Raw genomic sequence first — 21,250 nt, 5'->3', positions numbered from 1 at the left:
AGAGAGATTAATCTCTGCTCTCAAATTTGATATCAAATATTTCTAAAATGGTTACAGTTACAGATAAAGCTAAAAGTAAAGTAGAACAGCTTAAATTAGAAAATGGATTAGATAGTTCGCATTTTTTGCGTGTATCTGTTCAGGGAGGCGGTTGTTCTGGTTTATCTTATAAACTTGATTTTGACAATGAAGAAAAACCCGGTGATCAATTTTTCGAAGATCAGGGCGTACGCATGGCTTTGGATATGAAATCATTTTTATACCTGGCCGGAACTGAACTTGATTTTTCTGATGGATTAAATGGGAAGGGATTTAATTTCCATAACCCAAATGCCACCAGAACTTGTGGTTGCGGAGAAAGTTTTTCTGTATAGATATATGTAGCCTTATCAGCAAGATAAGGGCTTAAAATAAAAGGGCTCAATATGAGCCCTTTTGTTGTTTAGTAAAATCTGTATACTTGTAGTTCAAAAAAACCAAATCAAACTTTCCAAATGAATTTAATAACCGAATCTACAACCATCCCAAGGTTATTACGAAATGTGGTGAATCATGTTCATTCTGAGGATAACACTTTTCTGATACATAAAGTCAAAGATTCCTGGGAAGAAATAAGTTATAAGGAAGTTCTTGATAAATCGGATGCAGTTTCCTGCTATTTGCTTGAAATGGGCATTCAGAAAGGCGATCGTTGTGCCTTAATTATTGAAAACTCGCCGGATTATATTTATTACGATCAGGGATTACAGCAGATAGGAGCCGTAAATGTTTCTATCTATCCTACCCTGTCAGAAAATGAAGTAGAATATATACTAATTGATTCGGGAGCACGCACAATTTTAGTCGGTAACCCTTATCTGTTTCGCAAAATTTTAAAGATTGCTAATAACTGCCCCAATCTTCAACGTGTTATTCCGGTATTTGATGATTATGAGAAATCTCTGGTCAACACAAATTTAAATGCCGGAGTATTAAGCTTTAAAAAACTAATTGAGGAAGGTAACTCAGATATTTCCAATTTTAAAGCTAAGCTGAATGTCATCAGAGAAGAAATACTTCCTTCAGATCTTTCGTCTCTGATATATACATCGGGAACAACGGGCATTCCCAAAGGAGTAATGCTAACGCATTCTAATTTTGTTCAGAATGTACTTTGTTGTCTGGAACAAATTCCTGTTATAGATGAAAATGAAACCTTTTTATCATTTTTACCTCTTTCGCATGTTTTTGAACGTACGGCAACTTACCATGTATGTATTACCAAAGGATGTAAAATTGCTTTTTCTCAAAGTCTTGAATTACTTGCCAAAAACATGGGCGAAGTTAGGCCGACAGTTATGAGTTGCGTTCCGCGGTTACTGGAAAGAATTCATGATAAAGCCATGAAAAACGGAACTTCTGCCGGAGGTACCAAAGCAAAGATTTTTTTATGGGCGATAGAAATTGGTAAGAAAAATCGCCAGGTTTTAGAATCAGGCAAGAAACCAAATTTTATATTATCCATGCAGCACAGCCTTGCTGAAAAGTTGGTTTTCAGTAAAATTAAAGAGAAAACAGGCGGAAGATTAAAATTTATGCTTTCCGGCGGAGCCGCATTACCAAAGAATGTAGGTGAATTTTTCGGAAATCTGGGCATTAAAATATTAGAAGGATTTGGCTTAACAGAAACTTCACCAGTTATGTCTGTTACAGAATATCACCGCCAGGTTTATGGTACAGTTGGCCGCATCATTCCCGGCATTGAAGTGGGTATTCAGGATGTAGAAACTAAGGAAATAATTTCCGTACAAACCCATAACACATTTGATGAAAACTTTGAATGCAGTGAAGGAGAAGTTATTGTTCGTGGACATTGTGTGATGAAAGGTTACTGGAACAAGCCTGAAGAAACAGCACAGGTAATAGATTCAGAAGGCTGGTTTCATACCGGAGATGTGGGCAGATTCTATAAGGGAAATCTTCAGATCACCGACCGAATTAAAAACATGCTTGTTAACGCCTACGGAAAAAATATATATCCCACGCCGGTTGAAAACACATATTTGAAAAGTCCGAAAATTGAACAATTATTTTTAATTGGCGATAAACGCGAATACATTACGGCGATAATTACTCCCTCAAAAGAATCTTTACAGGAAACTTTTGGAATGAAAGAAGAGTTTTTTCAGAGGCCTGAGCAATTTATTGACGATGCGGAAATAGTGAACTGGATAGCTCAGGATTTAAAAAGATTATCAACTGAACTGGCAAAATTTGAACGGATAAAAAGCTTCCTCGTAAAACGCAATCCGTTTACAATTGAGGAAGGTGAAATCACTCCGACTCTAAAAGCCAAACGAAAAGTAATCGAAAAGAAATATGCATCGCAGATAAATGATCTTTACCTGCAAACTGTAGAATCTAATTAAGCAGTTAAACATTAAACAACAGGCATTCATCCTTTGAATGCCTTTTTTGTTTCATACCATTATTAATCAGGCATAAAAGCAGCCTTAAATAACCAGATTATAGTAATGCAATTAGCTTAACAGCTGAAAAGATTCCTCGCTACGTTAATGCGTTTTTTAGGCTCATTTCTCAACTCAAAAAACTATTTTTGCAAAAATTAAAAATCACAAATGAGTACGGGATTATCTGAACAGGAAATATTACGCCGTGAGGCATTGACAGAACTTCGTAAACTGGGGATCAATCCCTACCCTGCAGAAGCATTCGAAATAAATGTGAATGCGCATGACATAAAAGAAAATTACGAGCGGGATAAAACCTCATATAAAAGCATCAGTCTGGCCGGAAGAATCATGAGCCGCCGAATTATGGGAAGTGCTTCATTTGTTGAACTTCAGGATTCTACGGGTCGCATTCAGGCTTATATCAACCGGGACGAAATTTGCAGCACAGAGGATAAAACTTTATATAATACGGTTTTTAAAAAACTATTGGATATTGGAGATTTCATAGGCGTTAAAGGATATGTTTTCACCACAAAAACCGGAGAAATTTCTATTCACGTAAGTGAGATGACACTTCTTTCTAAATCATTAAAACCATTACCAATTGTAAAACGCGACGAAGACGGGAACATTCATGATGGATTTACAGATCCGGAAATGCGTTACCGCCAGCGTTATGTAGATTTAACGGTTAACCCGGAGTACAAAACAATTTTCATGAATCGCTCTAAAGTGATTAATACCATGAGAAGCTATTTTGACAATCAGGGATGGATGGAAGTTGAAACTCCGATTTTGCAGCCGGTGCATGGCGGAGCTGCTGCCCGACCATTTAAAACTCATCACAATACCTTAGATATGCCTTTATTTCTGCGTATCGCCAATGAGTTGTATTTAAAAAGATTGATCGTTGCCGGATTTGACGGCGTATATGAGTTCGGTAAAATGTTCAGAAATGAAGGCATGGATCGCACGCATAACCCTGAATTTACATCGATGGAAATCTATGTTGCGTACAAAGATTATATCTGGATGATGAAAATGGTGGAGGAATGTCTGGAGAAAGTTGCTGTGGCTATCCATGGAAAAACCTCGGTAAAGGTTGGAGATCATGAAATTGAATTTGCCGGCCCGTATGAAAAACTTACCATGTATGAATCTATACAAAAACATACAGGTATAGATGTTTCTGAAATGGATGAATCCGCTTTGCGAAAAACCTGTGCAGACCTGAATATTGAAATAGATGAAACTATGGGTCGTGGAAAACTTATTGATGAGATTTTTAGTGAGAAAGTTGAAGAATTTCTTATTCAGCCAACTTATATAACTGACTATCCGATAGAAATGACTCCTCTTGCCAAAAAGCACAGAAGTAAAGAAGGCCTGGTAGAACGTTTTGAGCTTTTTATTATGGGTAAAGAAATTGCCAATGCATATACCGAATTAAACGATCCGATTGATCAGCGTGAAAGGCTGGAAGATCAGCTATTACTTGCAGGAAGAGGTGATGAAGAAGCAATGGCCATGGATGATGATTTTCTCAGGGCTTTAGAATACGGAATGCCACCAACTTCAGGACTTGGTGTAGGCATCGACCGACTAGTTATGCTGATGACAAATCAGAGCACTATCCAGGAAGTATTGTTCTTTCCGCAAATGCGCCCTGAAAAGAAGGCCCGGATTTCTACCGTTGAAGATTTTGTTAATATGGGAGTACCTGCAGAATGGGTTCCTGTTTTAAATAAAATGGGATTTCATACTACAGATGATCTTAAAGCTGCCAACCCGAATAAATTGTTTAATGATTTAGGCGGAATGCGTAAAAAGATGAAATTGGATATTAATATGCCAGTAAAGGAAACTATAATGGCATGGTTTAATTAACATAAGAATAATATAAGCTTAAAAGGCAGGTAAAGATTACTTTACCGGCCTTTTGTATTTTTGATTATAAAAATATAAGAAATGAGATACTCAAGCTTAGAAATTACGGAGAAAGAATATTTGATTAAACTTTCCAAGGATGATTTTGAACTTCCATTTATTAACCAGCTTTTAAAACGGATTCAGGCAGAACAATTATTTTTCAGCAAAACTACAGAAGATGCCGAGGAGGATATTATCAGCCGAATTTCTAATTCACAATCAGCTTCCAGATTTGATAATCTGCGTGATAAATAGAAATTTTTAGAGGCTTAATTTTTTACCTGTATGAGCGTGTCTGCTGTACTGTACGATCAAGCTGGCCCATCTGATCTTTCATCATTTTAATCTGATCAGCCAGCAATTTATTTTTATCTGCTTTTTTCGCTTCCTGTAAATACATGCTGGCTTCGCGTTTGTTGCGTTTAGCCATCGCAATTCCTGCAAGGCTCAATTTCGCCAGGGCGATATTGTGATCCATGGTCATTCCCAGCGTAAGTGCCTTCTTAAAATATTTTTCAGATTGTAAAGGCGCTTTTCGCGATTCAATCATGCCCAGAAGTAAATGATAATATCCCTGCTGCGTGCTGATCAATTGTTTTTCATAATCGGTGATTTTATCCAGCCATTGTTTGGATTTTTCCATATTTTCTTTGCGCAGAAAATATTGGGCGATTAGCATATTTTCATTAAACATATAGGTAACCGCAACCAAAATGGCCACTAATACCAATGGAATACCCCATCCCCAAAAGCCAAAAATCATTAATGCGATGGCCGCTCCTAAAATCGCAAATGCGATGATCAATCTTATAAAATTAGGCATTGCTTTATTCTTAATCTGTTAGATTTGTGATTGCAAATATCCGTTTATTTGACGGTTTAACCAATATTTTAACAAAGAATTATGTCAGGCGAACTTGATAAAAGCTGGAAAGATGTTTTAGAAGATCAATTGAATTCTGATAACATGCAGCAATTGCGAAAATTTCTTAAAAATGAACAAGTAAATGGTGTTATAACGTACCCGCCAAATGCAAAAATATTTAATGCTTTTAATCATACTCCGTTTTCAAAAGTAAAAGTTGTGATCCTGGGTCAGGATCCTTATCATGGAAAAAATCAGGCTCATGGCTTATCGTTTTCTGTAATGGATGGCACTGCACCTCCGCCATCTCTAAAAAATATTTTCAAGGAACTAAAAAATGAATATCAGGATTACCGTGATCCAAAAAATGGCGATTTAACTCCATGGGCAGATCAGGGTGTTTTACTTTTAAATTCTGTGCTTACGGTTGAAGCTTCAAAAGCCGGTTCGCATCAAAAAAGAGGCTGGGAACTATTTACGGACTCCGTTATTTCGTTATTAAGCGAAAAAAAAAACGGAATTGTATTTATGCTTTGGGGAAATTACGCTAAAGATAAAGCAGTTCTGATTGATCAAAGTAAACATTATATACTCACGGCGGCGCATCCGTCGCCATTTTCAGCCTATAATGGTTTCTTCGGGTGCAATCATTTTATCAAGGCAAACGAGTTTCTTCAAAAACAAAATATTGAAAAAATTAACTGGCAGCTTCCTGATTAGTATTCCAGAGGAATAGCCGGCTCCTTTTTGTTGGTAGACATAATCATCATAGTTTGAAAGGTTTTTACCACCCCGATTTTACTGATTTTGTCCATAATCAATCGCTCATAAGCCTTAATGTCTTTCACATACACTTTAAGCAGAAAATCACACTGACCGGTAACATGATGACATTCGGTAATTTCTTTGATTGCTTTAACTTCCTCAAGAAAAACCTGTATGGTATTATTTTTATGAAAGTCCAGCTGTACCTGAATAAAAGTTTTAATTCCTAATCCCAGCAGATCTTCATCTACAAGAGCATGGTAACTTTTAATGAAGCCTGCATTCTCTAATTTCCTCACTCGTTCTAATGTTGGAGCAGGTGATAAACCAACTTCAGAAGAAAGCTGCAGATTGGTAATTCGACCATTTTCCTGAAGAATTTTCAGGATGCGAAAATCTATTTTGTCTAATTCAAATGCCATACTATCACAAAAGTAAGTTTAAAAAACAAATACCAAATATTCTTCTTAAAAATGTTCGATATATTTTTAATAATTTTTTGACACAATTTTTTAGACATATCTAAATATATTATTAGGTTTGCTGAATAATATATTCATGCATGCATTCTTTTACTGAAGAAAATTATCTTAAAACTATTTTTCATCTAAGTAAGGAAGATGGATCTGTAGTAACTACCAATGGAATTGCCGAGGTAGTGAACACCCGGGCCGCTTCGGTAACCGATATGCTTAAAAAGCTGGCAGAAAAGAAGTTAATTAATTATATAAAATATCAGGGAGCTACACTAACTGAATCTGGAAAGCAAACCGCTACAGAAATTATTCGCAAGCATCGTCTTTGGGAGGTTTTCCTGGTAGAAAAGCTGGATTTTAAATGGGATGAAGTGCATGATATTGCAGAAGAACTTGAACATATTAATTCTCCGGAACTTATTGAACGATTAGACAAGTTCCTGGGCTACCCTAAATCTGATCCTCATGGAGATCCTATTCCCGACAGCAACGGAAAGATTCTTCAAAAACCCTTTGTCAACCTTAATAAAATGAAACCCGGCGAACAGGGAAAAATTTCGGGTGTAAGTGAGCACTCAGCTATTTTCCTTCAATACCTTGAAAAAAGCGGTTTAACTTTAGGAACCTTAATTAAAATTATTGATGTCATGGAGTTTGACGGAAGCATCACTCTGGAAATTAATAATGATAAAACTATTAGCATCAGCCGTGAAGTGGCAAAAAATCTATTAGCGGTTATATGAATAATAAACCTGAAATCAGTCAAAGCGAGTCGCTAAGCGAAGTGCACGGCACAGTGAATACTGCTGGTAAAACCGGATGGAGAAAAGTTTTTGCTTTTATAGGGCCTGCCTATCTGGTAAGCGTTGGCTATATGGACCCCGGAAATTGGGCAACAGATATTGCCGGCGGAAGCCAGTTTGGCTACAGCTTGATTTGGGTTTTATTAATGTCTAACCTGATTGCCCTTTTATTGCAGTCTTTAAGTGCCCGTTTGGGAATTGTACAGGGACTGGATTTGGCACAGGCATCAAGAAAAGCATATCCAAAATTTGTCAATTATCCGTTATATCTCCTGGCTCAAATAGCCATTATAGCCTGCGATCTTGCAGAGATCATTGGAATGGCCATTGGTCTTAACCTTTTATTCGGACTTCCATTAATCTGGGGAATTTCAATTACTGTGTTAGACACTTTTTTACTCTTATTCCTGATGAATAAGGGTATGCGGATGATGGAGGTATTTATAGTATCCATGGTTTTTATTGTGGGTATCTCCTTCCTGACCGAAATGTTTATAGTTCAGCCTATGATCGGCGAGGTGCTTTCCGGATTTAAGCCTTCTATTTTATCTGGTAATGCGCTGTATATCGCAATTGGTATTATAGGAGCTACGGTAATGCCCCACAATTTATATTTGCATTCATCTCTGGTTCAAACCAGGAAAATTGAACGCAGCCCCAAAGGGATAAAAGATGCCCTGAAATATAATTTAATAGATACTTCTATTGCCTTAAACCTTGCATTCTTTGTAAATGCTGCCATTTTAATACTTGCTGCAACCGCCTTTTTTAAAAATGGCATGTTTGAAGTCGCAGAGATTCAGGATGCTTATAAACTCCTGGAAAACATATTTGGTTCTGTTGCTCCTACTCTTTTTGCAATTGCATTAATAGCAGCGGGGCAAAGCTCCACTATTACCGGAACATTGGCAGGTCAGATTGTGATGGAAGGACACTTAAATTTGAGAATACAACCCTGGATCAGAAGGTTAATTACCAGATTATTAGCGATAACGCCTGCATTTTTTACAATTCTATATTTTGGTGAAGGAGCTTTAGGACAACTTTTGGTTTTAAGCCAGGTGGTTTTAAGCTTACAGCTGGGATTTGCTATAATTCCCTTAATTCATTTTAATTCTGACAGAAAAAAAATGAAAGATTACACCATCAAAACATGGGTAAAAATTTTAGCGTGGATTAGTGCTTTTATAATCGTTGGTCTGAATGTTAAATTGGTTTGGCAGGAAATTTCAGGCTGGATTAATGAAGCTGAGGGAAATACCTGGTGGATTTATTTAATTATTTTTCCATTGCTTCTCTTGGTTACTTTTCTCTTATTATATGTTTTTATTGTTCCCTTTCTCAAAAAAACGGAACGCATTATTTCAATTGTTCCGCATGGCGGAGCTTTGGAAATTGGAAACGTAGAAAATATACACTATCAGCGTATCGGCATTCCCGTTGATTTTTCATCGAAAGATCGTAATACAATACGTCATGCGCTGATTCAGGGAGGTAAAAATGCGACCTATTATTTAATTCATGTAGTAGAAACTGCAGGAGCACGTTTTCATGGAGAAGAGGTCCTGGATCTGGAAACACAAAGTGATATGGCCAATCTTCAGAAATACAAATTAAACCTGGAAAACATGGGTTATAAAGCCGAGGTTTCTATTGGCTACGGCACCGCTTCAAAAGCAATATATAATCTGGTAAAAGATCAGGATGTGCAATTATTAGTGATGGGAGCTCACGGCCACAAAGGATTAAGTGACCTGATTTTTGGAACAACCGTAAACACTGTTCGACACCATGTAAACATCCCAATACTGATTATAAAATAGCCATAGAAATTCTGTTATTAAGAAATGAAGAATTTCTTAATAACCAAACTGTTTTAGTTCAGCAGAGGAAAGTATTGTTAATTCAGCTTAGAAATCGTTTCAAAAAGTTTGCTTAAAGCTTTTGGACTTAGATAACCGGCGTGCTGGAAAATAATTTCATTTTGCTGGTTTAGGAAGCAAATTGTGGGATACGATAATTGATTATTAACGGTGCCTAATTCCTGAGCCAGTTCATGAACTCCAGTATTTTGTCCGTTAGGCTTAAACTTAAAAACTTTTCCGCCATAGCGTATTGGTTGTTTTTGCTCGGCATCAAGAAAAATCACATAAAATTTATTAAGTAGATCAGAAGAAATATCATCTCTTAGCAGATGATGTTTCATACTCTGACAATAGTTGCACCAGCTGGTACCAATTAAAACCATAACCGGTTTTTTCTCCAGCTTTTGCAATTGTTCAATTTCATGAAATTCTACAATTTGGCATTTGGCAGAAAAACTGAATGTGAAAATAGAAACTAATAAGATTATCAGCCGAGAAACAATCATAATTCTTTTATCTGAAATTTACCCTAACTCCTAAAAATCCCCGCATCCCCTGATTTGGTGCATATACAAAACTCGGATCAAATGTTAATGCATACGGATTATCGGCTGTTGCAATCACTTTTCCGTCTGTATCGTACTGTACATTTTTATCAAAAGGGTCTCTGCTTCTGGCAATTAGAAACGGATCTTTTTTACCAGGTGTCCAGTTCAACAGGTTTTTAATTCCGCCATAAATTTCATAGCGTTTATCGCCCGAAAAAGTCAATTGAATATTTTGAATACTCCAAACTGGCGAAGATTCACTTCTCGGATCGCTTGAACTTAGTTTTGGCAAACGCATGGGGCCATAAATATTTCCCGTATAATCCAACCCTATATTTATTTTAGGAATTTTATAAGAAATTGCCCATGTTCCACTCCATTTCTCTGTTAAAACTGGTCGGCTTTTAATTTCATTTTTTGAAAAAACATCCATCAGAGTACCGCCTGCAAGAATCTTAAGTCCATTAATCAGATTAAAATCTACATTGGCACTAATCCCACGTGAAACGGCAAAGCCATCCAGGTTGCTGTAAATTATTTTAGTTACATCCGACTCATAATCCGGGATAATTTGGTTATTAAAACGAGTGTACCATGCCGAAGCATCAAACCCTATAAAATTGCCGTTACCGAAATATATTTTTTTCAGGAAATTAAGATTGGCATTATAACTTTTTTCGGGCTTTAATTCTTCAGTAACCATCACATCCCGGGCTCCCGTTAAAGCAGCATGCTCCTCAGTAAACAAACTAACCACTCTAAATCCGGTTCCGGCATTTAATCGGATAATGCCTTTTTCGTTTATTATCCATTTATAGGCAAATCTTGGAGTTAAAATACTACCATGAACTGAGTTATAATCATAACGAAGTCCCATCAGGATTTTATGCTTTGTGGCCAGAGCTATTTCGTCTTGTATAAAAATACCCGGCAGCCATACTTTCTGAGCTGAATTAATTATTCCGTTTCCAACAGCTGTAGCAGTTGTATTATCATCATAATATGTGTAACGCAAAGCAGCACCTGCCAGCAGATCGTGTTTCTTTATTTTTTTATCCCAGCTTAACTGTGAAAATGCAATTTTCTGACGGGCAAGAAATGAAGTGGTGCCGTAAACAGAATTCTGGTCATGGTCATTAAATGAAAAAGCCAGCATCATTTTTTCTTTTACAGGAAGCTGGTAATTACCAAACAACTCCCACCTTTTGGTGTAAATACTTTCTCCGTAACGTTCATCACCTCCCCTAAATGACTTATTCCAGGTTACGTCTCCACCCCACCTGTCCTCGTAATTATAACGTGCCGCAACACTAAACAGCCGGTTCTCCTTCCTTTCAAAATTCCATTTCTGGAAGATCGATATCCGATCCTGAAGTGTTACATCGGTAAAATTATCATCATTGTTATCGATGCGGTTGCCATATTTAAAATAATTTATTCCGGTTAGCACTAGGGCTTTTTTACCTGCATTCAATTTAAAACCTATATCGGTATTCACTTCCTGCCAGGATGTAGTAAATATATCAGCTGATAATATTGGAGCATTTTGAGGTTTCCTGGTGATGATATTTATGAGCCCGCCTACCGCTTCAGATCCGTAGAGTGATGATGCCGGACCTTTGACAATTTCAACGCGTTCAATTAATGCATTTGGTATTCCGGACAACCCGTAAACAGATGATAAACCTCCAACGATAGGCATGCCATCAATTAAGATCATAGTGTAAGGTCCTTCTAATCCGTTGATATGAATATCTCCCGTATTGCAAACATTACAGTTTAACTGCGGCCGTACTCCGTTGACATTTTGCAAAGCATCAAATACTGACGGCGTGGGATTTTTTCTAAAAAATGCGGGACTGTAAACTTCTACCGGAACAGGACTTTCCAACCGGTTAACTTCCTTCATAGTCCCGGTGATGACAACCTCATCCAAAGAACTCTTATCCGGCATCAGATTAAAGTCAAGTACAACAGTTTGGCTGTCAGTTAAACTAATCGGTTTGCTAACAGAAATATAACCTATTGCCGAAGCCTTCAAAATATAATTTCCCTTCATCAATCCATTTAGGTTAAAGATTCCCAAACTATCTGTGGTAGCTCCTTCAGTAGTTTTTAGAACACTTACACTTGCAAACGCAAGTCCTTTACCCGAAGCGGTAACCTGTCCGGAAATCTGAGAGTCTTGAGAAAAAGCTACTAAACTTATAAACAGGAATATTAAAATAAAGGAAGTTTGCTTCATATATTATTAGATTTGCAAAAATATAATTTTAGACAAATCTAAATATTATTTTTAACTCCTTTAGAATTTCTATCAATTATTCCTCCGTGATTCTATTTGTGTATTATACGAAGCATATTATTTCAAAAATCTGGATTTTGAGGAAAATCAAAAACTGAAAAATTTTTAGGTTAAAAAAGCCAAACTAGTTGAAAATTCAGCTTAGGATATAAGTTGAAATACGGGATTAATCTGTTATTAGCATTTTCTTTCGGATATTAGCATTTTGAATAACAGTATGAGCGCAATAAATATTAAAAACAAAAAAGCATATTTTGAATACCACATTCTTGAAACCTACACCGCGGGAATTAAACTTTTAGGCACTGAGATTAAATCTATCCGAGAAGGCAAGGCGGATATAAATGATGCATTCTGCACCTTTCTGAATGATGGTTTATATGTACGCAATATGCAGATTGCCGAGTATTCTCACGGATCATTTTATAATCATGCAGCCAAACGCGACCGTATTTTACTGCTTAATAAAAAAGAATTGAGTAAGCTGAAAACTAAAATTGAAGAAAAAGGATTTACAATCATCCCGCTTAAGATATTCACTACCGAACGTGGTTTTGCAAAGCTCGAAATAGGATTAGCGCAGGGTAAAAAGGTTTTTGATAAACGGGAAACACTTAAGGATCGCGATGCTAAAATGGAAATGGACAGAGCGATGAAGAGATGATTAATATCAAAGAAAAACCATGAACTGAAATTGTTAGTCTCTAAAATTACCAGGCCTGGTCGCCAACAAGCGGAACAAAACGAAAAGTATCCAATTCAAACCTTTCATATTCAGTTTCATTTACTCTTAAAACAGTAACCATTTTCTGGGATTTTTCATCTCCTACCGGAATTACCAGAATTCCACCGATTTTCAATTGCTTAAGCAATATTTCAGGCACAAAGGGCGCACCGGCGGTCACAATAATCTGAGCGTAGGGAGCATATTCGGGTATGCCTTTAGAACCATCACCGCAGAAGAATTCAGCCTGATAGCCCATGTGGGGCACTACTTTCTTGGTTCTTTCGAACAATTTTTCCTGCCGTTCGATGGTAAAAACCTTTGCGCCAAGTTCAACTAAAACGCAGGTTTGATATCCGGAACCGGTTCCGATTTCCAGCACTTTATCGCCCGGTTTAATATGAAGTAATTCAGTTTGATAAGCTACCGTATATGGCTGAGAAATTGTTTGCCCCTCACCTATCGGGAATGCAATATCTTTATATGCCTGCAGCCAGAACGTTTCATCAAAAAAATAATGACGGGGAACTTTACCAATTGCAGCTAAAACCCGTTCATCCTGAATTCCCCGTTCTTTTAGTTTCTCAACTAGTTTCTTCCGGGCTCCCTTTTCCCGATAATTATCTACAAACTTATGTGCCATTGAAGTTCAAAAATAGCTTAGAAAAAACATTTTTTCAGGATTATTAAGGTTTAAAAATGCTTTTAATTTCTAAACTCTTATTTATCATTACAATAAAATATTTGTCTTGTAAAAAGACCGTTTGTAAATCTTGCTGCGAACTAAGCTCTTCAATAAACCCTAATTACTTTTAATATTTACAGAATAAGGCAAAGTCATTTCTTAATCTCGCAGTACTTGCAACTGAGGCAAAATATTTTTGTATTTTGCGTCACAAATCTTTATACGGAGATTAATAATCAAGATAAATATCAAACATTTCCGTCATTTGGGTTTATCGCATTAAAAAATCAATCAATGAAAAAAATATCACTGATACTTTGCAGCCTGCTTTTTTCTGCTTTTTATTCAAATGCTCAAATAGTTAAAATAGACACCGTAAAGTCCAGATCTATCTATAAAAAATCAACTTCTTCTTTTGCCAATTTTCAGGCAGAATATAATTATTCTGTCGGCTTAAAATTTTTGAGTATTGAACAGTTACCAAAAATTTTAAACGCTACCGACCCGGGAGAATATTATTCATCCAAACTAAATGGATTGATGATAAAATTTAATGATAATCAAATAAGCTATCGCATCAGCGGAAGCCTTTTCGAAAAAGATATTTCTTTTGAAAATGAGTGTAAAGATTGTGAGCAAACTACAGGCACCGTTAATGACCTGCAGATAAAAGTTGGATTTGAGAAAAATATAACCAGTTCCAGAGTACAGCCTTATTTTGGATTCGACTTTGGATTTAGAAACAATAAGTTTAAAGGGGAATCTTTAAATACAGGCTTGGTGAACAACAGGCCATCATATGATGTAAATACAGAAAAAAACAGCGTAGTGGCAAGCCCTGTTGCAGGATTGAAAATAAACCTGGTAAATCATTTAACATTGAGTGGAGAAAGCGGAATTGATTTTATGTATAGCTATGAGCGGCAGACAAAAGCTTTACAGGATGCTTCGAGAACTCAGACTTTTCAGAAATTCAATAAATTTGAATTTTTAACCCGTCCGCTTGCATTTTTATCTTTACAGTATAATTTCGGTTTAAACAACTAAGACAATTAGTTGGGATCAACATCAATTTGAATATATACACCTTTATTGGCAGGATCTGCCTCAAATGCCTGAAGTGTATTTTTTAATAACTGCTTTATCTTCTGAACAGAAACGCCATCTTTTTCTATTTTGATAAGAATAGCCTGAATATAATAATTCCTGATTCTGCCAATCAATGGCACTTCGGGCCCTAAAATACGATCACCCAATTGCTGCTTTAATATCTTCGAAAGCCGGACTGCAATCTGCGAGAGTTTAAAATTATCCTTATGCTTTATATCGAGATTTATCAGGCGGAATAAAGGCGGGTAATTGAAATTTCTGCGCTCGAGTATTTCTGTATTGAACATCTCCGTATATTCATTTCTGATCACCTGACTCACAATTCTGTGATTGATATCATAGGCCTGAATAATTACCTTACCACGTTTGTTTCTTCTTCCCGCTCTTCCTGATACCTGGGAAAGCATTTGGAAACTACGCTCATAAGCCCTGAAATCAGGATAGTTAAGCATGCTGTCGGCGCTGATAATTCCAATGGTTGTTACATTTCCAAAATCCAGACCTTTTGCCACCATTTGCGTTCCAACCAGAATATCTATCCGGCCGTCTTCAAAATCATTAAGCAAAATCTGGAAACTATTTTTTGTACGGGTCGAATCCAGATCCATACGGGCAATACGGGCTTTTTCGAAAATAAGCTGAAGCTCATCTTCAATCTTTTCAGTACCAAAACCCTTTTGTTCAATTTTAGTAGAACCGCATGCCGGACAAGCATTCAATAGCTCCTGTTTAAATCCGCAATAATGACAGTGCAATTTCCCGCTGCTTTTATGCAGAGTCAAACTCACATCACAATTAATACATTTGGGAGTATAGCCACAAGTGGCACATAATAAAAACGGAGTATATCCGCGTCGGTTCTGAAATAAAATAACCTGCTCTTTGTTGCTTAAAGCATGCTCTATTTCTTTAATAAGCACACTGGTAAAATGCGATTGCATTGTTTTGCGCTTGGTTTCATCGGCAATACTTACTACCACTATTTCCGGCGACTGAACTCCGCCGTATCTTCCTTTGAGCTCGACAAAACCATATTTTTTAATCTTGGAATTATAAAAGCTTTCTAAACTCGGCGTAGCCGAACCCAATAAAACTTTTGCGCTGTGTAAATAAGATAAATAAATAGCGGTATCCCGGGCATGATACCGTGGAGCCGGATCATATTGTTTGTACGATGACTCATGTTCCTCATCTATTACAATTAATCCCAAATTCTGAAATGGTAAAAAAACCGCAGAACGGGCTCCGAGAACAATCTGATATTCACTTTTTAAAACTTTTTGCCACACCTCTGCCCGTTCATTATCACTAAAACGGGAATGATAAATTCCGATTTGGTTGCCAAAGTATTTCCTCAATCGCTCAATAACCTGCGCTGTGAGAGCAATTTCTGGTAATAAGTATAAGGTTTGCCTGCCCAGAGAAATCATTTTTTCGATTTGACGGACATACAACTGTGTTTTACCTGATGATGTTTCTCCATGTAAAAGCAGTACATCTTTCTCTATATACTGATCTTCCATCTGCTGTAAAGCAAGCTGCTGCGCATCATTCAATTTAAAATCGGGCAACAGTTCTTCTTCGTCCATCCCTAAGCGACTGATGACTTTATCTTCCTGAATAAATATCTCTTTATCCAGCAAAGCTTTTAAAGCGCCCGGGCCGCAGCCACTTCCTTCAAGAAGCTCGGATTTACTAATCTCCGCTTGTAACTTTTCAAGTTTTAAATAGATTAATAAAGCATTTAGCTGATTAGGCGCCCGTTCCAAAACTTCAAATAATGCTTTGCGGCTTTCCGGTTCATCGTAGAGAGGATTTAATTTTATAAAAGCTTTCTTGCGAGGCTTGAATTTCTCTGTTATTTCTTCAGATATATTTATTAGGCCCTTTGCAAACAGTGATTTTAATAATGGAAAGACTGTTTTCTGACCCAGAAGTTTACTGATATCGCTAATCCGAAGTTCTGAATGTAATTCAAGGGCATCCACAATCAGAAACTCCTTATCTGTAAGTATAGATTTATCCAGATTTTTATCCGCTAAAAGCGTGATGCGGGTTTCGCTGGCTAATTTTAGGGCGGCCGGTAAAGCTGCCTGCATTACTTCACCTATATAACATAGATAATATTCAGAAATCCATTCCCATAAACGCAACTGGGTTAAATTTACAACGGGCTCGTCATCCAAAATATCGATCAGATATTTTGCTTCATACAATGCCGGAGGTTCGGTATTGATGGTATAAATAATTGCTGTATAAATTTTGCTCTTCCCAAATTGAACTACAACTCTTTTGCCGATACCAACCTGTTGGTTCATTTCAAAAGGTACCCGATAAGTGTACGTTTTAGAAATAGCTAAAGGCAGAATTACTTCTACAAAAAGGGTTTTACGCTCTTCATCCTGGATCTCATTAAATTCGAGCATTATTTATTTTTAAAAGTAGAAATTAACAAACTCACCCATCCCATAATAAAAAACACACCTCCAACCGGAGTTACGGGCCCCAAAATGGAAATCTGATCAATTTGAAGTAATTCTTTTGTAGCTAGTAAATACAATGAGCCACAGAAAAATATAATCCCCGCCGTAAAACTCCAATAAGCCCAATTAATAAATTTATTTGGGGTTTTTGAAATCAGCGACAAAGAAAGTAAAGCAAAGACATGATAGAATTGGTATTCAACTGCTGTGTTCCAGGTATTTAGTTCGGAAGCCGAAATTTTAGCTTTCAATCCGTGTGCGGCAAATGCTCCGAAAACCACGGCTAACATTCCGAAAATGGCTGCAGTTCTAATAGTTCGCTGGTTCATTTTATGGGTTTAGCTGCTAAATTAATAAACCTGTCTACAATTTCTTCTGCTAGTAATAAAAATATAATTTTGCTGAAAGATCTTTGAATGAATAAAATAATAATTTACATATCCATATTAGTCATTGCCGTATTTTCTGTCGCCTACCTATATTTTTCAAATTTAAATATCGGAAGTAAAAACAACGATAAAGCATTATCCCTAATCCCTCAGAGTGCAGCCCTTATATTCAGCTTTACAAATGATAAATCGTTTTATGAGATCTTTAAAGAATATGAATTATTTGATGCAATTACAGGTACAAAAAACAAAGTTGAGTTTGCGGCTTTAAAAGAGGGATTATTGGATTCCCGCACGCTTCGCTTAATAACTTCCGGTCAAACCCTTTTCCTCTCTTTTCATCCTCAAAAGTCAGATTCAATAGCCACATTATGGACAATGCCCCTGCTTAAGGAAGTAAGCAGAGAAGATTTTATACAGGCCTTGAATCAGAACAAAAAAATAAGTTCAAAATGGTTTGATTTAAACGGAATCCAATTTACTGAAATTAATATCTTAAGCATCAACAAGCCTTTCTATTTATTTATGAATAAAGGAGTGGCTACCGGAAGTTTTTCACAAAAACTACTTTTAGAAACTATAAATAATAAAGTTCCTAAAATAGAAGCAGATTTTATTGAAGAGATAAACTCCGGAAGTTTAAAAAGTTCAAATTCCCCGGCTAACGTTTTTTTGAATCTGGGAGGCTCAAAAGAGTTTCTTCTGGCCTTTTTGAGACAAAAAAAAACGAACGGAAATTTTAATCTGCTAAATAATTTAAGTGGCTTTTCAACTCTTAATATGAATTATAAAAGTGATGCTCTGATGTTTGACGGCATCACGGTAACGGATACTTTAAAATCATCTTACCTGAATCTTTTTTTACATCAGCAGCCGGTATCCAATCCGATTACACGGATTGTACCGGAAAATACAGCTTATTTTTTGGCTTTCGGAATATCTGATTATCGTGTGTTTGCCAAAGATTTAAAGGAATTTCACCGCAAAGAAAATCAGCTTTCTAAACTGAATGAACAAATTAGTTTAATTACAAAAGAAACCGGAATTCAGCCAAACCGCGATATTCAGAAATATTGGGGAAATGAATTTATCTTTTTTCAGCTTTCCAACCGCGAAAAACTGGGAGCCGTAAAACTGAGCAACGGCCGGCAGATGAATTTTTTTCTTCAGTCCTTAAGTTCAGAATATTCTGAAAATATATGGCGTTTAAACTATTCCGGGATTTTATACAATTATTTCGGAGAGCCATTCAAATCGTTTGAATCCCCTTTTTACAGCATTATTGATAACTATTTAATTGTATCTAACTCTCCCGGAAGCATTCAGCGTTTTCTGAATAATTATAATTCAGAAAATCTATTGTACAAAACATCTAAATTTCAAGAGTTTAACCGTTTGGTATCTGATAAAAGTAACATGCTCTTATTTATTCATTCTCAAAATTCAAAAGATAATTTCAACTCGCTGCTAAAAAGATCGTATACAAAAACCCTTAACGACAAGGATCACGGATTTAAAAATTTTTACGGCGTGTCTTATCAATGGAGCAGTGATGGCAATCGTTTTTTTACAAATTTTTATGCCGCAACCAAACAATTGGTAGAACCTAAGTTAAAAGATATAGAAACCGATAGCCTGCAAACAAATTGAATACGTATAATTGAAATGGGTAAGTACTATTTTGCATGAAAAAAATTAGCTTGACTTTACTTTTAGGCTGCCTGTTTTTTAATTTGAATGCGCAGCAGCTATCTTTATATAACAGTCAGACGCTATATGATGCTTTTGAAAACCCCTCGCAAAAAGCATTTAAGGCAGATACCAGCAGAAAATTTGCGTTTAACTTTTTCATCCCAACTGTGTCCGTAAATGGTGCATTTACAGGACCCGCACAAAGTGCATTTAAATATCTGGCTTACAACAGCGTTATTAATGGCCAGGGAATTTCATTGGGTTACCGTAAAACCAATACAATTGAAGCCCATACAAATACTTATCTGGCCATGTTCCGCATCTTCAGAAGCGTAACTTTTAATAGCGAATTTGGACTAGCCTGGCAGATCAGAAATGATGGAAACTTAAAAGTATCTAACGAATCGCTTGCTATTTTCGATAATTATAAACTATTTTCTGCAGGGCAAAATCAGTTCAACGATATTTTTAACGACAAAGGATATAACCAGTCATATCATCAGTTTAGCCTTAGCTACCGCGAGGATTATAACCGGAGGTTGTCATTAGGTGTAAAATTAAGCTTATTAAGCGGCATATCTTACAATAAATTAAAAGTAGAGCAATCTAATCTCAGTACCAACGGCAACGCAGATCGCTTTGATGTGGATCTAAAAGGAAATTTTAAATCAAGTTTTCTAACTAATGAAGTTAACGAAGATATCCTGTATCCGAAATTCAATGATCCCGGTTTGGCTTTTAGTGCAGGAGCGAGTTATAAGTTTCGGGGAGGCTGGTTTTTATTGGGGAATGTAAAAGATTTAGGTTTCATAAGATGGAGTAAAGATTCTTATGATTATAATTTTGATCAAACCATTACGATTGCAAATGCATCTAATGGAACTGCCGACGAACGGTTAAATGATGCAATTGGGAAGATGATTAATGATATTGCTGAAGAAACCGGTTACACATCTGTAATTAACGGCAAAGCAGAAATACTTTTAAATAAAAATTTCGGAGCCTATCATCCTAATTTAATTATCTCCAAAAACCTGTTTTATCCGGGCGGAAATATAGCGCTCATTAATAATTACCATGTTAAAAACTTTGTGTTAACGGCATCAGGAGCTTATAACCAGGCTGATTATATGCAGATAGGCGGTCAGTTTATGATCAAATCTCCAAATGTTGAGCTTTTTATCGGCAGCGACCAGCTTTTTAAAACTTTACAGGCCGCGAAAGCCCTCAGGAAAGAAGATCCTGAAATTGGAAAAGGATATAGCGGCGCATCTGCTTACCTTGGGTTTGCTGTCAAATTCGGACCGGCAATGGAGCATCCTTTAAACGCAAACAGAATTCCCGGTTTAGAAGAAAAGCGAACTGCCGGAGATGGCATTTTTAAAAGGATTTTTAACAAATTCCGAAGAAAATAAAATCAGGAATTACAAATTCCTTTTTTCAGCAGGACGTGTTGCAACAAAATCTTTGAGATAGAAAGGCTCGAAATATGCAACATCTTCAAATATTTGCGATTTGTATTTTTGAAGCGCCAGTTGATTTAAATCGGATGCTGAATTTTCATAATCCAGAAAAATTGCATGCTCATACGATGAATATAATGGCTTACATTTTTCGGCTCCGTTACCAAAAAAAACAATCTGTTTGTTATCCAGAAATTCAGAAAAAGAATTTTCTTCCAATATTAAGGCCTTAACTGGATTTATTTCTTTCAGATCTGACGAGTATAAAGCCGTATAAACTTCCATTCTCCGGGCATCTATCATAGGAGAGAATAACAATTCGGAGTTACCGCTATTAATTATTGCCCTGGCTCCATCGGCCATTGCTTCTAATGTATTTACAGAAATTAATGGAATGTCCAATGCAAAACAAAGTCCTTTAGCTGTAGAAACACCAATCCGCAATCCTGTATAAGATCCGGGACCTTTACTGACTGCAATGGCATTAAGATCTGAATATCTTTTGCCTGCCGAATTCATTACTTCTTCAATAAACAAGGTGATGTGACTCGCATGAACATTTTGTTCATTCAGTTCTTTGCAAGCCAAAACATTTCCATTTTCAGCAAGGGCAACCGAACATGATGAAGTGGCTGTTTCCAGAAGAAGAATTAAATTACTTTGCATTGGTATATAAATTCAGCCTAAAGATATAA

The 21,250-nt window shown here is 36.5% G+C and carries 19 protein-coding genes; 11 read left to right on the top strand and 8 right to left on the bottom strand.

Annotated elements, in window-relative coordinates; all coding sequences use genetic code 11:
- The first annotated feature begins 47 nt into the window (after positions 1 to 47).
- From G521_RS0115430 to G521_RS0115415, 4 genes are all read left to right on the top strand, one after another.
- Positions 48 to 374 carry a HesB/IscA family protein gene (locus G521_RS0115430; RefSeq protein ID WP_026899323.1) on the top strand — a complete coding sequence of 109 codons (327 nt, stop codon included), beginning with the start codon at positions 48 to 50 and terminating at the stop codon, positions 372 to 374.
- A 120-nt stretch (positions 375 to 494) separates the two neighbouring features.
- A complete protein-coding gene (locus G521_RS0115425; RefSeq protein WP_026899322.1) occupies positions 495 to 2,408 on the top strand; it encodes an AMP-dependent synthetase/ligase in 1,914 nt (637 codons plus the stop codon).
- 210 nt (positions 2,409 to 2,618) lie between these two features.
- Positions 2,619 to 4,340 (top strand): lysine--tRNA ligase, encoded by a 1,722-nt coding sequence (gene lysS, locus G521_RS0115420; protein ID WP_026899321.1) that lies wholly within the window; start codon positions 2,619 to 2,621, stop codon positions 4,338 to 4,340.
- 81 nt (positions 4,341 to 4,421) lie between these two features.
- Positions 4,422 to 4,637, top strand: a complete 216-nt coding sequence (locus G521_RS0115415; RefSeq protein ID WP_026899320.1) for a hypothetical protein — start codon at positions 4,422 to 4,424, stop codon at positions 4,635 to 4,637.
- A gap of 22 nt (positions 4,638 to 4,659) precedes the next feature.
- On the opposite strand, the gene G521_RS0115410 is transcribed toward G521_RS0115415, so the two are convergent.
- Positions 4,660 to 5,205 (bottom strand): tetratricopeptide repeat protein, encoded by a 546-nt coding sequence (locus G521_RS0115410; RefSeq protein WP_026899319.1) that lies wholly within the window; start codon positions 5,203 to 5,205, stop codon positions 4,660 to 4,662.
- 81 nt (positions 5,206 to 5,286) lie between these two features.
- Here G521_RS0115410 and ung point away from each other — a divergent pair, with 81 nt between their 5' ends.
- Entirely contained in the window at positions 5,287 to 5,967 is a 681-nt protein-coding gene (ung, locus tag G521_RS0115405; protein ID WP_026899318.1) for a uracil-DNA glycosylase, read from the top strand.
- On the opposite strand, the gene G521_RS0115400 is transcribed toward ung, so the two are convergent.
- Positions 5,964 to 6,434 carry an Lrp/AsnC family transcriptional regulator gene (locus tag G521_RS0115400; protein ID WP_026899317.1) on the bottom strand — a complete coding sequence of 157 codons (471 nt, stop codon included), beginning with the start codon at positions 6,432 to 6,434 and terminating at the stop codon, positions 5,964 to 5,966. The genes ung and G521_RS0115400 overlap by 4 nt on opposite strands.
- Positions 6,435 to 6,574: 140 nt before the next feature.
- On the opposite strand from G521_RS0115400, the gene G521_RS0115395 reads away from it, so the two are divergent.
- Both G521_RS0115395 and G521_RS0115390 read left to right on the top strand, forming a co-directional pair.
- Positions 6,575 to 7,231 (top strand): metal-dependent transcriptional regulator, encoded by a 657-nt coding sequence (locus tag G521_RS0115395; protein ID WP_026899316.1) that lies wholly within the window; start codon positions 6,575 to 6,577, stop codon positions 7,229 to 7,231.
- The gene (locus G521_RS0115390; protein ID WP_036679487.1) at positions 7,228 to 9,114 is read left to right on the top strand and encodes an Nramp family divalent metal transporter; all 1,887 of its coding nucleotides are present in this window, start codon (positions 7,228 to 7,230) and stop codon (positions 9,112 to 9,114) included. The genes G521_RS0115395 and G521_RS0115390 overlap by 4 nt, the downstream gene beginning before the upstream one ends.
- 77 nt (positions 9,115 to 9,191) lie before the next feature.
- Here G521_RS0115390 and G521_RS17485 read toward each other — a convergent pair whose 3' ends face one another.
- Positions 9,192 to 9,662: a thioredoxin family protein gene (locus G521_RS17485; RefSeq protein WP_036679484.1), complete on the bottom strand. Its 471-nt coding sequence runs from the start codon at positions 9,660 to 9,662 to the stop codon at positions 9,192 to 9,194.
- 7 nt (positions 9,663 to 9,669) lie between these two features.
- Positions 9,670 to 11,949 carry a TonB-dependent receptor gene (locus G521_RS0115380; RefSeq protein WP_026899314.1) on the bottom strand — a complete coding sequence of 760 codons (2,280 nt, stop codon included), beginning with the start codon at positions 11,947 to 11,949 and terminating at the stop codon, positions 9,670 to 9,672.
- A 277-nt stretch (positions 11,950 to 12,226) separates the two neighbouring features.
- On the opposite strand from G521_RS0115380, the gene smpB reads away from it, so the two are divergent.
- The gene (gene smpB, locus G521_RS0115375) at positions 12,227 to 12,673 is read left to right on the top strand and encodes an SsrA-binding protein SmpB (RefSeq protein WP_036679481.1); all 447 of its coding nucleotides are present in this window, start codon (positions 12,227 to 12,229) and stop codon (positions 12,671 to 12,673) included.
- A gap of 46 nt (positions 12,674 to 12,719) precedes the next feature.
- Here the strand turns inward: smpB and G521_RS0115370 are convergent, their stop codons facing one another.
- Positions 12,720 to 13,376 carry a protein-L-isoaspartate(D-aspartate) O-methyltransferase gene (locus G521_RS0115370; protein WP_026899312.1) on the bottom strand — a complete coding sequence of 219 codons (657 nt, stop codon included), beginning with the start codon at positions 13,374 to 13,376 and terminating at the stop codon, positions 12,720 to 12,722.
- Positions 13,377 to 13,712: 336 nt separating this feature from the next.
- Between G521_RS0115370 and G521_RS0115365 the strand changes: the two genes are divergently transcribed.
- Complete coding sequence (locus G521_RS0115365; RefSeq protein WP_051189794.1) at positions 13,713 to 14,465, top strand: hypothetical protein; 753 nt, start codon at positions 13,713 to 13,715, stop codon at positions 14,463 to 14,465.
- Positions 14,466 to 14,470: 5 nt separating this feature from the next.
- Here the strand turns inward: G521_RS0115365 and priA are convergent, their stop codons facing one another.
- Both priA and G521_RS0115355 read right to left on the bottom strand, forming a co-directional pair.
- Complete coding sequence (gene priA, locus G521_RS0115360; RefSeq protein ID WP_026899310.1) at positions 14,471 to 16,954, bottom strand: replication restart helicase PriA; 2,484 nt, start codon at positions 16,952 to 16,954, stop codon at positions 14,471 to 14,473.
- Positions 16,954 to 17,340: a DUF423 domain-containing protein gene (locus G521_RS0115355; protein ID WP_026899309.1), complete on the bottom strand. Its 387-nt coding sequence runs from the start codon at positions 17,338 to 17,340 to the stop codon at positions 16,954 to 16,956. Before G521_RS0115355 ends, priA begins: the two co-directional genes overlap by 1 nt.
- An 87-nt stretch (positions 17,341 to 17,427) precedes the next feature.
- Between G521_RS0115355 and G521_RS0115345 the strand changes: the two genes are divergently transcribed.
- Entirely contained in the window at positions 17,428 to 19,050 is a 1,623-nt protein-coding gene (locus G521_RS0115345; protein ID WP_026899308.1) for a DUF3352 domain-containing protein, read from the top strand.
- Between the two features lie 35 nt (positions 19,051 to 19,085).
- Entirely contained in the window at positions 19,086 to 20,507 is a 1,422-nt protein-coding gene (locus G521_RS0115340; RefSeq protein WP_051189793.1) for a DUF5723 family protein, read from the top strand.
- A gap of 9 nt (positions 20,508 to 20,516) precedes the next feature.
- Here the strand turns inward: G521_RS0115340 and tsaB are convergent, their stop codons facing one another.
- The gene (tsaB, locus tag G521_RS0115335) at positions 20,517 to 21,221 is read right to left on the bottom strand and encodes a tRNA (adenosine(37)-N6)-threonylcarbamoyltransferase complex dimerization subunit type 1 TsaB (RefSeq protein ID WP_026899306.1); all 705 of its coding nucleotides are present in this window, start codon (positions 21,219 to 21,221) and stop codon (positions 20,517 to 20,519) included.
- Positions 21,222 to 21,250 lie beyond the last annotated feature (29 nt).

It is taken from the genome of Daejeonella oryzae DSM 19973 (genome assembly GCF_000422945.1).
GTDB lineage: Bacteria > Bacteroidota > Bacteroidia > Sphingobacteriales > Sphingobacteriaceae > Daejeonella > Daejeonella oryzae.
The sequence above is the reverse complement of the archived record's forward strand: the minus strand, read 5'-3'. Positions and strand labels throughout refer to the sequence as shown.

Coding starts and splice junctions, on each gene's coding strand:
- ung (WP_026899318.1), top strand. CDS start 5,287: ATGTCAGGCGAACTTGATAAAAGCTGGAAAGATGTTTTAGAAGATCAA.
- G521_RS0115370 (WP_026899312.1), bottom strand. CDS start 13,376: ATGGCACATAAGTTTGTAGATAATTATCGGGAAAAGGGAGCCCGGAAG.
- G521_RS0115340 (WP_051189793.1), top strand. CDS start 19,086: ATGAAAAAAATTAGCTTGACTTTACTTTTAGGCTGCCTGTTTTTTAAT.
- tsaB (WP_026899306.1), bottom strand. CDS start 21,221: ATGCAAAGTAATTTAATTCTTCTTCTGGAAACAGCCACTTCATCATGT.
- G521_RS0115365 (WP_051189794.1), top strand. CDS start 13,713: ATGAAAAAAATATCACTGATACTTTGCAGCCTGCTTTTTTCTGCTTTT.
- G521_RS0115380 (WP_026899314.1), bottom strand. CDS start 11,949: ATGAAGCAAACTTCCTTTATTTTAATATTCCTGTTTATAAGTTTAGTA.
- G521_RS0115390 (WP_036679487.1), top strand. CDS start 7,228: ATGAATAATAAACCTGAAATCAGTCAAAGCGAGTCGCTAAGCGAAGTG.
- G521_RS0115410 (WP_026899319.1), bottom strand. CDS start 5,205: ATGCCTAATTTTATAAGATTGATCATCGCATTTGCGATTTTAGGAGCG.
- G521_RS0115345 (WP_026899308.1), top strand. CDS start 17,428: ATGAATAAAATAATAATTTACATATCCATATTAGTCATTGCCGTATTT.
- G521_RS0115430 (WP_026899323.1), top strand. CDS start 48: ATGGTTACAGTTACAGATAAAGCTAAAAGTAAAGTAGAACAGCTTAAA.
- G521_RS17485 (WP_036679484.1), bottom strand. CDS start 9,662: ATGATTGTTTCTCGGCTGATAATCTTATTAGTTTCTATTTTCACATTC.
- smpB (WP_036679481.1), top strand. CDS start 12,227: ATGAGCGCAATAAATATTAAAAACAAAAAAGCATATTTTGAATACCAC.
- G521_RS0115355 (WP_026899309.1), bottom strand. CDS start 17,340: ATGAACCAGCGAACTATTAGAACTGCAGCCATTTTCGGAATGTTAGCC.
- G521_RS0115415 (WP_026899320.1), top strand. CDS start 4,422: ATGAGATACTCAAGCTTAGAAATTACGGAGAAAGAATATTTGATTAAA.
- priA (WP_026899310.1), bottom strand. CDS start 16,954: ATGCTCGAATTTAATGAGATCCAGGATGAAGAGCGTAAAACCCTTTTT.
- G521_RS0115425 (WP_026899322.1), top strand. CDS start 495: ATGAATTTAATAACCGAATCTACAACCATCCCAAGGTTATTACGAAAT.
- lysS (WP_026899321.1), top strand. CDS start 2,619: ATGAGTACGGGATTATCTGAACAGGAAATATTACGCCGTGAGGCATTG.
- G521_RS0115395 (WP_026899316.1), top strand. CDS start 6,575: ATGCATTCTTTTACTGAAGAAAATTATCTTAAAACTATTTTTCATCTA.
- G521_RS0115400 (WP_026899317.1), bottom strand. CDS start 6,434: ATGGCATTTGAATTAGACAAAATAGATTTTCGCATCCTGAAAATTCTT.